11 protein-coding genes and 1 pseudogene are annotated in these 12514 nt (G+C 59.7%); 7 read left to right on the top strand and 5 right to left on the bottom strand.

The features are described from left to right. Positions 1–83 precede the first annotated feature (83 nt). Positions 84–953, top strand: a complete 870-nt coding sequence (locus BT119_RS00620; protein ID WP_003371417.1) for a TauD/TfdA dioxygenase family protein — start codon at positions 84–86, stop codon at positions 951–953. A 42-nt stretch (positions 954–995) separates the two neighbouring features. On the opposite strand, the gene BT119_RS00625 is transcribed toward BT119_RS00620, so the two are convergent. Then, complete coding sequence (locus BT119_RS00625; protein ID WP_003371419.1) at positions 996–1511, bottom strand: GNAT family N-acetyltransferase; 516 nt, start codon at positions 1509–1511, stop codon at positions 996–998. Positions 1512–1665: 154 nt separating this feature from the next. On the opposite strand from BT119_RS00625, the gene BT119_RS00630 reads away from it, so the two are divergent. The 3 genes and pseudogenes from BT119_RS00630 (at position 1666) to BT119_RS27660 (ending at position 4990) form a co-directional block, all read left to right on the top strand. Then, the gene (locus BT119_RS00630) at positions 1666–2793 is read left to right on the top strand and encodes a saccharopine dehydrogenase family protein (RefSeq protein WP_072364907.1); all 1128 of its coding nucleotides are present in this window, start codon (positions 1666–1668) and stop codon (positions 2791–2793) included. Between the two features lie 397 nt (positions 2794–3190). Further along, positions 3191–4084: pseudogene (locus BT119_RS27655) on the top strand (methyl-accepting chemotaxis protein); the annotation flags it as partial. 201 nt (positions 4085–4285) lie between these two features. Beyond that, positions 4286–4990 carry a methyl-accepting chemotaxis protein gene (locus BT119_RS27660; protein ID WP_371124565.1) on the top strand — a complete coding sequence of 235 codons (705 nt, stop codon included), beginning with the start codon at positions 4286–4288 and terminating at the stop codon, positions 4988–4990. 206 nt (positions 4991–5196) lie between these two features. Here the strand turns inward: BT119_RS27660 and BT119_RS00640 are convergent, their stop codons facing one another. Then, positions 5197–6129 carry a DMT family transporter gene (locus BT119_RS00640; RefSeq protein ID WP_003371426.1) on the bottom strand — a complete coding sequence of 311 codons (933 nt, stop codon included), beginning with the start codon at positions 6127–6129 and terminating at the stop codon, positions 5197–5199. A 74-nt stretch (positions 6130–6203) separates the two neighbouring features. Between BT119_RS00640 and BT119_RS00645 the strand changes: the two genes are divergently transcribed. Then, on the top strand, positions 6204–7058 hold the full coding sequence (locus BT119_RS00645) for a LysR family transcriptional regulator (protein ID WP_054081145.1): 855 nt from the start codon (positions 6204–6206) through the stop codon (positions 7056–7058). 51 nt (positions 7059–7109) lie between these two features. Here the strand turns inward: BT119_RS00645 and BT119_RS00650 are convergent, their stop codons facing one another. Next, entirely contained in the window at positions 7110–8126 is a 1017-nt protein-coding gene (locus tag BT119_RS00650) for a 1-aminocyclopropane-1-carboxylate deaminase (RefSeq protein ID WP_002552793.1), read from the bottom strand. A 186-nt stretch (positions 8127–8312) separates the two neighbouring features. On the opposite strand from BT119_RS00650, the gene BT119_RS00655 reads away from it, so the two are divergent. Together BT119_RS00655 and BT119_RS00660 are read left to right on the top strand one after the other, a co-directional pair. Further along, positions 8313–8819, top strand: a complete 507-nt coding sequence (locus BT119_RS00655; RefSeq protein WP_072364455.1) for an Lrp/AsnC family transcriptional regulator — start codon at positions 8313–8315, stop codon at positions 8817–8819. A gap of 147 nt (positions 8820–8966) precedes the next feature. Next, positions 8967–9875, top strand: a complete 909-nt coding sequence (locus tag BT119_RS00660; protein ID WP_060708848.1) for a DUF808 domain-containing protein — start codon at positions 8967–8969, stop codon at positions 9873–9875. Between the two features lie 194 nt (positions 9876–10069). Here BT119_RS00660 and BT119_RS00665 read toward each other — a convergent pair whose 3' ends face one another. Continuing rightward, positions 10070–10855 carry an outer membrane protein OmpK gene (locus BT119_RS00665; protein WP_072364459.1) on the bottom strand — a complete coding sequence of 262 codons (786 nt, stop codon included), beginning with the start codon at positions 10853–10855 and terminating at the stop codon, positions 10070–10072. A gap of 365 nt (positions 10856–11220) precedes the next feature. Beyond that, a complete protein-coding gene (locus tag BT119_RS00670) occupies positions 11221–12513 on the bottom strand; it encodes a urate hydroxylase PuuD (RefSeq protein ID WP_004413965.1) in 1293 nt (430 codons plus the stop codon). Position 12514: the final 1 nt, after the last annotated feature.

Below are 12514 nucleotides of genomic sequence, written 5' to 3' on the forward strand. Positions count from 1 at the left end.
GCTTTTCAGGCGGGGCTTATGTCCCCGCAAACGAACCACGGGCATGGTGATCGGCCATGCCAACAACCTGAAGGTGAGGGATCATGGATCAAATGGCACTCAAGGCCATAGAAGGCATCGCAGGCGCCGTGCGTGCGCCGTATCAGAGCATCACGGTCGACCGCCTGACACCGATCATCGGTGCCGAGGTCAGCGGTGTCGATCTGTCGCAGCCACCCAGTGCGGAGCAGTTGACGGAAATCCGCCGGGCCTTTCTGGAAAATCATGTGCTGGTGTTTCGCGATCAGCACCTGACGGTCGAACAGCACAAGGCGTTCGGCCGACTGTTTGGTCCGTTGCGCGCCTTGCCGGTGGACAGCATCGATGGCGATGACCCGGAACTGGTCGTGGTGCGCGCCAATGCGCAATCGCGTTTCGCTGCGGGCGAGCTATGGCACACCGACGGCACCGCTGATCTAGAGCCTTCAATGGGCTCGATGCTGTACGTCAAGGAAACCCCCGCCATCGGCACCGGCGGCGACACACTGTTTGCCAATATGCACCTGGCCATTGAAATGCTCTCGCCGGCGATGCAGCAGTTTCTCGGCGGGCTGACAGCCATTCACGATGGCGAGATTCCGTGGAAAGGCTATCAGCCGCCCGCCAACCTTCCGAAAAGCGAACACCCGGTGGTGGTTCGCCACCCTGAAACTGGGCGCCGCAGCCTATTCGTGAATTCCGGGTTCACCTCGCATATCGTGCAACTCTCGCCCGGCGAGAGCCGCACCGTACTGAATATGCTGTTCGATCTGATCGCCCGCGAACCCTGCCTCAGTTGCCGCGTGCGCTGGGAACCGAACACGCTGGTGTTCTGGGATAACCGCTGCACCCAGCATCACGCGGTGTGGGATTACTTCCCGCACTCGCGCTATGGCGAGCGAGTGACGATTCTCGGAGGGCGGCCCCAAGCCTGAAGGTGTTTGCGACTGACCGGCGAACGCCGGTCAGTTGCTTCATCAGCGCAGTGGCAGGTGGTATATCAGGTCGTCGAACCACTGATCGCCGATTTGATAGGCCTGCGGGACACGGCGCTCGAAGGTAAAGCCGCATTTCTCCAGAACCTTGCAGGAAGCGATGTTGCCGTCGGTCACGGTCGATTCCAGTGAATCCAGGCCGATGGCAGTTGCGTAGTCGATGATTGCGCGGCGTGACTCGGTGCCGAAGCCCTTGCCTTGATGTTCCGGCAGTAACAGACAGCCCACTTCGGCATGACCCGGCGACAGGATGCGAAAGCCGCTGACCCCCAGCTCTGCATCGTTTTGTGTGTCGGTGACCACCAGGCACAGCCAGTGATCTGACTCCGGCGTCCAGTCGGGGAGGCGATGATCGAAGCCTTTGCGGATCTGCGCTTCTTCGATTTCTCCGAATACGTAGCGCATGGTCTCGGGTTCGGAGTGCAGCCTGAAAAACAGCGGCCAGTCGCTGGCGAGCAGGGTCCGCAGATAAAGTCGTTCGGTGTGTAGTTCCAGCATCCGTTGCTCCCGGGACAATCAAAAAAGGCACAGGGTTTTGTACCCGGCCTGCGGCCAATGATCAATAATGCACGCGCATTTCATTGCCATTGCTCACGGCAATCGTGGCGCAACGAGGCAGGGTCACATCCTTCTGCAGGTCAGGGACGAGTCAATGGCATTTCGCGTATTGGTCATCGGCGGCTACGGCAACTTCGGCAGCCTTATCTGCAATCATCTGGCGATGATGCCGGACATCGAACTGGTCATTTCCGGTCGCGACCCGCGCAAGCTGGCGGAAAAGGTTGCCGCACTGCAAACGCTGGCTGGCAGATTCTGCGAGAGCTGGTGCGTGGACATCATGCAGGACGGCGCGGGCAGTGAGCTGGGTGAATTGGGCATTGATCTGCTTATCCACACGGCGGGGCCTTTTCAGGGGCAGTCGTATGCCGTGGCCCGGCATTGCATCGAGGCGGGTGTGAATTATTGCGACCTGGCGGATTGCCGGGCATTTGTCGCCGGTATCGCCAGCCTCGATGCCCAGGCGCGTGAGGCAGGTGTCAGCGTGCTGAGCGGTTGCAGCTCGGTGCCGACGCTTTCGGCGGCCATCATCGATCAGCATCGCCAGCGTTTTCTGCGCATCGATTCGATAGAGCATGGCATCTCCTCGGCAGCGAAAATGCCCGGTCTGTCGACCGTGCGTGGCGTACTGGCCAATGCCGGGCGGCCGATCAGGCAACTGCGCAACGGCAAGGTTCACGAAGTCCATGGCTGGATGGACCTGACCCTGCGCCGGATGCCCGGCATGGGCACACGGCTGGTGGCCAATGTCGACGTCCCGGACCTGGATGTATTCGCGACACGTTATGCCGCGCAGCATCTGAGCTTCAAGGCCGGCTCCGCGCTCAAGGCCGGCGGCATCGCGACCTGGCTGCTGGCGCTGGCGATTCGCTGTGGGCTGCTGCGCGATCCTGCGTCGTGGGCCGAGCGCCTGTACCGTTGGGGCGCGCGCTTTGAACAGTGGGGTGATCGAAAGAGCGCGATGTACATCGATGTCGATGGCGTCGACCTCACCGGCCAGCCGTTGCACATGCGTGCGCAATTGACTGCACTGAACGACAAGGGCCCGGAGATCCCCGGCAGTGCTGCCGTCGCGCTGAGCAGCAAAATGGCCGGTGGCTATCGCCCACAACCGGGCGCACGGGCCTGCGTCGGAGAAATCACCGTAGACGAGTACCTGGCAGCGATCAACGAGCCGGAAAACATCCGGCTGGATGTTCATTTCACCGACCGCAACGTCTGACGCTGTTGCCAATCTCCGATGGCTCCGTACAGGCGAAGATCAAGGCAGTTTCATTGCGTGATCTTCCGGTTTCGCGCGGTGCCAATCATCGGAAAAATTCTGCTCAGGCGATTTAAATAAATATTCATCATCGCGCGCCGGCCCCGTAATTCATGGGCTTCAGGGTGCCTTCGATTGGCGCGTGCGTGATTCCGATAACGTTAACTATCAAGTTAAATCTTTCAGCGCCGACTCACGGGTATTCCGAAAAATCAAAGGCACACATGCAATGAGCGCAAAATGGTTGGACAATCTGAAAGTCAGCAAGAAGCTCGGGCTGGGCTTTGCCGCTATTTTGCTCGGAGTACTGACCGTCACCGTCATTGGCTACTCCAGCACCAACCTGCTGATCGAGCGCATGGGCAAAAGCAGCAAGGTCGCCGAGATCAAGGCTGACGTCCTGAATGCCCGGATTGCTGCGCAAGCCTATGCGACCGGCCCTACCGCCGCAGGTGTGCAGAATTACGCCAGCGCGCTGGATACCTTGAGCCGCAGTGTCGATCAGGGCCTGCAGGTGTTCGTGATCTCGAGCAACCTCGCCAAGCTGCGCGAGATCAAGGAGCAGGTGGGCGGTCTGAAGCAGACCTTCGACCAATTGGTCGGCATCAATCAGAAAGTCGACGAGGCGTTGAAACCGATTATCAAGGTGTCCGATGACGTCAGCGCGACCTTCGAGAATCTGCTGAACAAGACCATTGACGACACCTTGCGCTCGCCAAATGAAACCGGCATCAGGCAGGTCAAGATCGCTGGCGACCTGCGTAACGGCATGACCAATTTCCGTCTGGTGTTTCGCCGCTATCTGAGCGTTCCGAATGCCGACAACCGTCAGGCCACCTATAAGGCCGCCGACGCCCTGATCGCACAAGTGGACGCCGCTCGCAGCCAGTTGCCTGTCGAGGCAAATGCTGCAGTGGATGCCGCGCTGGTGGCGTTGAAACAATACAAGGTCCTGATGTCGTCGATTTCGGACATGCTTCAGCAGACCGAGCAGATCCGCAACGATCTGCAACAGCAATCCGTAGCGACCGCAGCCCGTGCCGATGATCTGGCAGCGCTGCAGGTCATCAGTGCCAAGAAGGAACAACAAACCGCTGTGGTGCAATTGCTCAGCGTAGCGCTGGTCGTGCTGCTGGTCGGCATCTTTGCTGCGTTCCTGATCACGCGTCAGATTACCGTGCCTTTGAACAGCACCGTGATTGCGGCGCGCCGGATTGCCGACGGTGATCTGACCCATGACAGCAGCACCACCCGCCAGGACGAACTGGGCCTGCTGCAGAACACCATGCAGCACATGACTGTTTCGCTGCGCGGCCTGATCGGTGGCATCGGCAACGGTGTTACGCAGATCGCCACGGCGGCCGAACAATTGTCTGCCGTCAGCGAGCAGACCAGCGCGGGTGTCACCCTGCAGAAAAACGAAGTCGATCAGGTCGCCACTGCCATGAACGAAATGGCCTCTACCGTACAGGAAGTGGCGCGCAACACCGAAGACGCTTCGCAAGCCGCCAAACAGGCCAGCGAGCGCGCTGCTCACGGTAGCAGTGTGGTGCAGCATGCTACGCGCGAAATCGGGCAATTGGCCGGTGAAGTGCAGCAATTGGGTGAAGCCATGCAGCGTCTGACCGAAGACAGCGGCAAGATCGGCAGCGTGATTGACGTGATCAAGGCGGTCGCCGAGCAAACCAACCTGCTGGCGCTCAACGCAGCCATCGAGGCCGCAAGGGCAGGCGAGCAGGGTCGCGGTTTTGCCGTGGTGGCTGACGAAGTTCGCTCGCTGGCTCAGCGTACGCAGAACTCCACAACCGAAATCGAAGCGCTGATCCAGGCGTTGCAAAAAGGTACAGGCGCCGCCTCGGGCCTGATGGACGCCAGCCTGCAGCGCACTGAAGGCACCGTGGTGCTGGCTCGTCAGGCCGAACAGGCGCTGGTGGAAATCAACCAGTCCATCGGCACCATCGAACAGATGAGTCAGCAGATTTCCGCCGCGGCCGAGCAACAGAGCGCCGTGACCGAAGAAATCAACCGCAGCGTACTCAGCGTTCGCGACATTGCCGATCAGTCCGCTTCTGCCACTGAGCAAAGCGCTGCGTCGACTGTCGAGCTGGCCCGTCTGGGCAGCGATTTGCAGAGCATGGTCGCGCGTTTCAAGATTTAACCTGCGCCAGGCTCTGTACGAAAAGTCGGCGAGCGAAGGTCAGGCGAGGCAAAAACAGGCGAGGAACGGCCGGGGTCGCGTTCGACTCTACGTGTTGTAAATGAGCATTCCGATTGGACTCGCCTCCGAGCCTGTTTTTAACGAAGCATCACCGAGCGCAGCCACTTTTCGTACAGAGCCTAAGCAAAGTCGGCCTCCTGACCCCATCAGGAGGCCGACTGCCGTTGTTCCGCCCGCACCACCATCCACACGCCGATACCTGACACCGCCATGCCTGACGCCATCTGCCAGGACAGCGGTTCGTCGAACATTGCCCAGGCCCAGAGCATCGTCACCGGTGGGCTGAGGTACAGCACGCTGGCGACGCGGGTCGCCGTCGCGCGGCGCAGACACACCCAATACAGTCCGTACCCGCCCAGGGTTGCCAGCCCCACCGTCCATAGCACGCTCAGCGCAAAGCCGGTACTGGCTACAGGCGCCAGGCTGCCCTGTGTGCCCTGAATAATCGCGAAGGCCATGCTGGAAACAGCGCATTGCAGCCACAGGTTGGGCAGCAGTGCCATAGGCTGTGCGGTGCTGGACTGTTTCTGCCACAGCGTCGCGATGGCCAGTGACAACATGCCCAGCAGCGGCAGGCCGTAGGCCCACAACGGTGCGTCACCTACCGCCAGCGCGCTGTAGGTCACCAGCACTACACCGATCAGCCCGACCAACAGTCCCGCCCAGATTTGCCAGGCCAGCCGTTGTCCGAGCACCACTGCCGCCAGGAGCGCCATGCCCATGGGCAACAAATCGGCAAACAGTGCGGCGAGTCCGGCGGGCACGCCCAGCGCAATGCCCTGCGTGACACCGGCGACGTAGCCGGCCATGGCCAGCAGGCCGATACCTGCGTTTTTCAGCAGCGTGGCCGGCGCGATCGATCTCAGTTGCCTGGCGACAAAAGGCAGCAGGATCAGGGTGACCACCACACAGCGCCAGAACACCACCAGCAGCGGCGGCGCATGTTCCAGCGAAAAGCGTGCGCCGACGAAGCCCGAACTCCAGGTCAGAACCAGCGCAGCTTCAAGCAGGGGCAAGGGAATGGCCTGGTGCCAGGCAGGCCGCGAGACGCTCGGAGCAATCGACAGGTATGGGTTCATGGACGCAGGTTACGAAAACGGCGTAGTCTAATAAATCAAAATTAAATGCATGACTTATTCAGGAAATCTGAATCATGACGGCCATTCTCGACATCGAACTGGTGCGCACCTTCCATGCGGTGGCGCGGATAGGAAAGTTTTCGGCGGCTGCCGAACAACTTCATAAAAGCCCGGCAGCAGTAAGTGTGCATATCCAGCGCCTCGAGGCCGTAGCGGGCGGGCGCTTGCTCAACCGTGACAACCAGGCGGTGTCGCTGACGGCACTGGGCAAGCGCCTGCTGTTGTCGACGACAGAGTTGCTGTCCACGCATGACCGGGTGCTGGCGGATCTGCAAGGTACTCATCTGGCCGGACGCATCACGCTGGGGGTTCCGGATGAGTACGCCGTGCATGTCATTCGCGACATCCTGCCAGTGTTCGCGGCCGCGTGGCCCAATGTCGTGCTGGAGTTGAAATCCGCACCCAGCTACGCCCTGCGCGAGCAGGTTGCGCGCGGCAAGTTGCAGACAGCAGTGATCGCGCAACCCAAAGGGCAGCTGAGTGCTGATACGCAGTTTCTGGTATCGACCAAGCCGGTCTGGGTCGGGCCGGCCAGTGCCGCACTGGGATCTGCGGACCCGTTGCCGCTGGCGATTCACGCAGCGCAATGTCCTTATCGTGAAGCCATGCTGGCGTCACTCAAAGACAACGGCCGCAAAACCCGTGTAGTTCTCGAAAGCCCGTCCAACCAGGCGATCAAAGCCTGTGTGGAAGCGGGGCTGGCGATCAGCCTCATCGATAGGAGCGGGGTCACGGAAGCCATGCAGATTCTTGATGACCTGCCAGAAATACCCGAGCACGAAATCGTCTTCCTGCGCTCGCTGTCGTCGCAGAACGACGAGGCGGTGAGCCTGCTGGCGCAGGCGCTGCAGAAGTATTTTCGGGTTTAGCCGGGAACACTGCAGCCGAAGTGTGTTATCGACTGCAGGAACGCTTTCGGCTCAACCGTCCTTGAACAGAAAGCTGTAGGCATTCAACGCCGGCACGCCGCCCAGGTGGGCGTAGAGCACTTTCGAGCCTTCGGGGAATTCGCCGTTGCGCACCATGTCGATCATGCCGTGCATGGATTTGCCTTCGTAGACCGGGTCGGTCAATACGCCCTCCAGGCGGGCGCAGAGGCGGATGGCTTCGAGGGTGCCATCGTTCGGCAGGCCGTATTCCGGGTAGGCATAGCGGGTGTCGAGCACCACATCTTCGGCGGTGATTTCGCGGCCCAGCTCCACCAGTTTTGCGGTGTTCTGAGCGATACGCAGAACCTGCGCGCGGGTCTTTTCCGGTTTGGCCGACGCGTCGATACCGATCACACGCTGTGCCCGGCCATCGGCAGCGAATCCCACCAGCATGCCTGCGTGAGTACTGCCGGTTACCGAGCAGACCACGATGTAGTCGAACTTGAAGCCCAGTTCTTCTTCCTGCTGGCGCACTTCATCGGCAAAACGCACGAACCCCAGGCCGCCATAAGGGTGCTCCGAGCAGCCCGCTGGAATCGGAAACGGTTTGCCGCCGCTTTCCTCGACGTCGGCCATGGCCTTTTCCCAGCTCGGGCGAATGCCAATATCGAAGCCTGCCGAATCCAGGCGCACATCGGCGCCCATGATGCGCGACATCTCGATATTGCCGACCCGGTCGTACAACGCGTCGGAATAGTTGACCCAATTCTCCTGAACCAGCACGCACTTCATGCCCAGATGCGCCGCGACGGCTGCCACCTGACGGGTCTGGTTGGACTGGATGCCACCGATCGACACCAATGTGTCGTAGCCGCCGTCGATGGCTTCCGGCACCAGGTATTCCAGTTTGCGGGTCTTGTTGCCGCCGAAGGCCAGACCGCTGTTGCAATCCTCGCGCTTGGCATACAGCTCGACCTTGCCGCCCAGATGCTCACTCAAGCGTTTCAGTGGGGTAATAGGCGAGGGGCCGAAGGTCAGAGGGTAGCGCTTGAACTTGCTCAGGTTCATATCGGGTCTCCGTTGATAAGTTGATCCGGGCATTGAAGGTGGAACTCGATGTGTTTATCGAGCGGCCCGGCATGGCTCCCATCATAGGAAAACTGCGAATAATCGTGGTTGCAAAGAATTGTCTATCTACAAAATAAGCGTTAGCCTGAACACATCTAAACAGACTTTTATTGTGTGAATTTCATTATGAAAGCAATAAATGAACGAACTAAAAAGTCCGGTTCTGACATGACGCCGCTGCTGGACAGGATTGACCGCGCCATCCTCAAGACCCTGCAACGTGACGCGTCCATTTCCAATGTGGCACTTGCCGAGAAGGTCAAACTGAGTCCGCCTGCGTGCCTGCGGCGCGTCGAGCGGCTGAAAGAGGCGGGCGTGATCAAGGGCGTGGTGGCGTTGCTCAATGGCGATGTTCTGGACGCAGGCATGGTGGTGCTGATCGGTGTCGTACTGGACCGCTCGACACCGGATTCATTTGCTCAATTCGAAGCCGCCGCGCAGAAGGTTTCCGGCTGTATGGAGTTTCATGTCGTCACCGGCGAGTTCGACTACTTCATGTTGCTGCGCACCAAGGACAGTCAGAGCTTCAACCGCCTGCACGCCGAACAGTTACTGTACTTGCCCGGTGTCAGACAGATCCGTTCGTTCATGGGGCTGCGTCAGGTCGTTTCCACGACACAGTTGCCCATTTGACGGGTTTCGGCGTGGCCTGTTTGCTGCATGCAGCGTCAAACGTTCACGTCTGACCAAGGTCAGAGTTGCTGACTGCCACACGATTGACTCTGGCGCATGCTTCAATCAGCGCCGTTTCCTTTTTTTACTTGCTCAAGGATTTTCATTTTGGCTGCTGGAAGCTTGCTTACCCTGCTCGACGATATTGCGACGTTGCTCGATGATGTGGCGCTGGCCACGAAGAAGACGGCGGGTGTGCTGGGTGATGATCTGGCGCTCAATGCCCAGCAGGTCACCGGTGTTTCAGCGGATCGCGAATTGCCGGTTGTCTGGGCCGTGGCCAAGGGGTCGCTGCTCAACAAGGCCATTCTGGTTCCGGCAGCGCTGTTGATCAGCGCCTTCGCACCCTGGGCGATTCTGCCGTTGCTGATGATCGGCGGTGCGTTTCTGTGCTTCGAGGGGTTCGAGAAAATCGCCCATAAATGGCTGCATCCCGAAACCGGTGAAGAGCATGAGCAGCGCAAGCAGGCGTCGACGGATGCGTCCGTGGACATGGTGGCGTTCGAAAAGGAGCGCGTAAAAGGCGCGATTCGCACGGACTTCATTCTTTCCGCGGAAATCATCGTGCTCGCGCTGGGCGTGGTCTCGGCCAGACCCTTCATGGATCAGGTCGGTGTGCTGGTCATCGTCGCAGTGCTGATTACCGTGGGGGTCTACGGGCTGGTGGCCGGTATCGTCAAACTCGACGACCTGGGCCTGTACCTGAAGAAAAGCGCAGCTTCGGTGTCACAAAAGATCGGTGCCGGCCTGCTGTGGCTGGCACCGGTGTTGATGAAAGTGCTGTCGATCGTCGGTACTGCCGCCATGTTCATGGTCGGCGGCGGGATCCTGGTCCACGGTCTGCCGTTCGCTCATCATTGGGTCGAAGGCGTGACTGAAGCGGCAGCCGGTACGGTTGGCGGTCTGTCGATGATCGTTCCGACGCTGATCGATGCTGTTGCCGGGATCATTGCCGGTGCCGTGCTGGTGCTGGTCGTGACGCTGGTTGGCAAGGTCTGGAAAGCTACGAAGGAGTGAGTGGAGCCGGTCATCCACACTTCTGATCCAGGGCCGTGGGCGCGAGCCGGGCGACGCTTAGCTTGCTCGCGAAGGGGCTGGTACAGCCAACCGAAGGGTGTCTGAAACACCGCCTTCGCGAGCAAGCTCGCTCCCACAGAGACCTATGTAACGTAGAGCTTGGGAGTGAGCGTCATCACCGTCAAACAACGTGCTTAGAAGAACACCTTCACCAGCAAACTCGCGGTGTTCTGATCGGTGTCGAAGGAGCTGGTGTCCTTGATGCCGTATTTGTTGGTCCAGTAGTCGTACTCAATACCCACGTAGAGCTGCCGCTCCGGGTAATTCAGTGCCTTGCCCAGGTCATACTTGATCTGCGGGTTGAAGTGCAGGTTGGAGTGGTAAGTGCCACGCGAGGTCTTGTCGTTGTCGACCACCCAGTCCATGAAGCCGTCGATCAGCACATCCGATTTGCCCAACGGGATGGTGTAGGACCACACCGGAGTGATCTGCCACACGCCGTCGCCCGGGCGATTGCCTTCGGTCTGGCGCTGGTAGAAGTTAAGCTGGAAGTAGTCGAAACCCGGTATCTTCAGGTCGAACGCCGGACCGATCAGGTACGACTCGTTATCGCCTTCACCGAACTCGTAAGTTGCGGCAATCAGCACATCGCTGATCGGCCCGAACTCGAACTTCTGGCCGAAGATCTTGCCCAGCGACAGGCGTGGCGAGAACTCGCCGTAATAGGTGTTATCGCCAGCGGTTGCGTCTTTCTTGCCGTTGTAGAAGATCTTGTCGACGAAGAAGAAGTTGTCGCCGTACTTCCAGCTGTCCGCGTGCTCAAAGGTAAAGGTCTGCTGATTTTCCGGGTTGACAGCAAAGTCTCGTCCATTGAGATAGGTCAGGCTATTACTCTGCCACTGGAAGATATCCCCTGCCATGGCGGGTGCGGCAGCCAGCAGACTGCTGGCCAGTAATGCACTGGAAATCGTACGGTTCATGCGGTGAGCCCCTTGATGTAGATCGTGATTTTTTCGGACTGGCGCTCTATGCGTGACGCCTTGTCGGTGGTTGCAATAATTTGTCTGTCTGGTCAGCTTTGTGTTGTTAGCAAGAGCTGCGCCAATCAGTGAAAAAAAGTTTAAGTAACCCTTCAAACCGATATCGAAGTGTCGATTTCAGGTCTTTTTTTCCAATGCACAGCGTTCTGCGTGCCGTTCAGCCAGTGGGCCGCCCGGTCGGGTTCAGTTAGCGGGAAAGTGGTGGGCGGGTTGGCAGCGGCGGCGGAGGATACTGACTCGCGTCGCCGTGCTCAAGTGCTCCAGAGCAGGGCGTCTGGAGCGAAAACAGGGCAATGCCCGTTGCTTCAGTTGATGTGCGCGCCCTGATCGATCCAGGCGCCTACCAGATCACGTTCCTGCTGGGTCATCTGGGTAATATTGCCCAGCGGCATGATCGGCGCGGTGATCGCCTGCGCCTTGATACGCGGTGCCTGTTGCTGAATCTGCTCAGGCGTATCGAACATCACGCCGGCCGGAGCGACGCTGAACAACTGACTGGTAGGCGTGGCCGAGTGACAGACCGAGCAACGTTGCCGAATGACGTCGTGCACCGTGTTGAAGTCTGCACCTGCCACCTTGGCAGGTTCGGGCTGGGCAGACGCTGCCTGGGCAGGCGCAGCGGCGGGTTGCGCAGGTTGCTCATCAGCCCGATGACCGCCGACCGCTGTACCGGGCAGTGGCTGATAGACGATCCTGGCCGGTGGTTGCGCAGGGCCGGTGACATACGCCAGGCACAGCATGCCCAGCGCCGCGACCGGCAGGGTCCAGGCGAAGCGGTGGCTGTTGTGCCGCGTATTGAAGTAATGGCGGACCAGCACGGCCAGCAGCGCGATGCCTGCGAGAATCAGCCAGTTGTACTCACTGCCGTAAGTGCTTGGAAAGTGATTGCTGATCATGATGAACAGCACAGGCAGAGTGAAGTAGTTGTTGTGCCGTGAACGTAACAGGCCCTTTGCCGGCAGGCTTGGGTCCGGCGTACGGTTCTCGGCAATGGCGGCTACCAGCGCGCGCTGGGCCGGCATGATGATGCGGAACACGTTGCCGACCATGATGGTGCCCATGATCGCGCCCACATGCAGATAGGCACCGCGACCGCTGAACACTTTGCTGAACCCGTATGCCGCCGCGACCAGCAGCACGAACAGGACCACGCCCAGCAGGGCAGGGCGCTTGCCCAGTGGCGAGTCACACAGAAAGCTGTAGATGAACCAGCCGACGAACAACGAACCCAGGCCGATGTGCACGCCCTCGGCACCACTCAGGCTGCTGCCCGGTGCCAGCAGGTACAGCGTCGGGTTGGCGTAGAACACCACGCACAACAGCGCGACCCCTGACAGCCAGGTCGAATAGGCTTCCCATTTGAACCAGTGCAGATTCTCCGGCATGGTCGGCGGTGCGAGCTTGTACTTCTCCAAGTGGTAGATGCCGCCGCCGTGGATCGCCCACAGATCACCCGACAGGCCTTCACGCGGGTTACTGCGGTTGAGGTTGTTCTCCAGCCAGACGAAGTAGAACGATGCGCCGATCCAGGCGACGCCGACAATCATGTGAATCCAGCGCACGCCCAGATTCAGCCATTCCATCATATGTGCCAGCACG

It is taken from the genome of Pseudomonas sp. NFACC10-1, from assembly GCF_900119195.1.
In the GTDB taxonomy this organism is placed as follows: domain Bacteria; phylum Pseudomonadota; class Gammaproteobacteria; order Pseudomonadales; family Pseudomonadaceae; genus Aquipseudomonas; species Aquipseudomonas cerasi.

What these genes read in the sequence shown, in the direction of transcription:
- BT119_RS00640 (WP_003371426.1), bottom strand. Translation starts at nt 6,129, where the DNA reads ATGAACCCATACCTGTCGATTGCTCCGAGCGTCTCGCGGCCTGCCTGG.
- BT119_RS00645 (WP_054081145.1), top strand. Translation starts at nt 6,204, where the DNA reads ATGACGGCCATTCTCGACATCGAACTGGTGCGCACCTTCCATGCGGTG.
- BT119_RS00650 (WP_002552793.1), bottom strand. Translation starts at nt 8,126, where the DNA reads ATGAACCTGAGCAAGTTCAAGCGCTACCCTCTGACCTTCGGCCCCTCG.
- BT119_RS00655 (WP_072364455.1), top strand. Translation starts at nt 8,313, where the DNA reads ATGAAAGCAATAAATGAACGAACTAAAAAGTCCGGTTCTGACATGACG.
- BT119_RS00620 (WP_003371417.1), top strand. Translation starts at nt 84, where the DNA reads ATGGATCAAATGGCACTCAAGGCCATAGAAGGCATCGCAGGCGCCGTG.
- BT119_RS00630 (WP_072364907.1), top strand. Translation starts at nt 1,666, where the DNA reads ATGGCATTTCGCGTATTGGTCATCGGCGGCTACGGCAACTTCGGCAGC.
- BT119_RS00665 (WP_072364459.1), bottom strand. Translation starts at nt 10,855, where the DNA reads ATGAACCGTACGATTTCCAGTGCATTACTGGCCAGCAGTCTGCTGGCT.
- BT119_RS00625 (WP_003371419.1), bottom strand. Translation starts at nt 1,511, where the DNA reads ATGCTGGAACTACACACCGAACGACTTTATCTGCGGACCCTGCTCGCC.
- BT119_RS27660 (WP_371124565.1), top strand. Translation starts at nt 4,286, where the DNA reads ATGGCCTCTACCGTACAGGAAGTGGCGCGCAACACCGAAGACGCTTCG.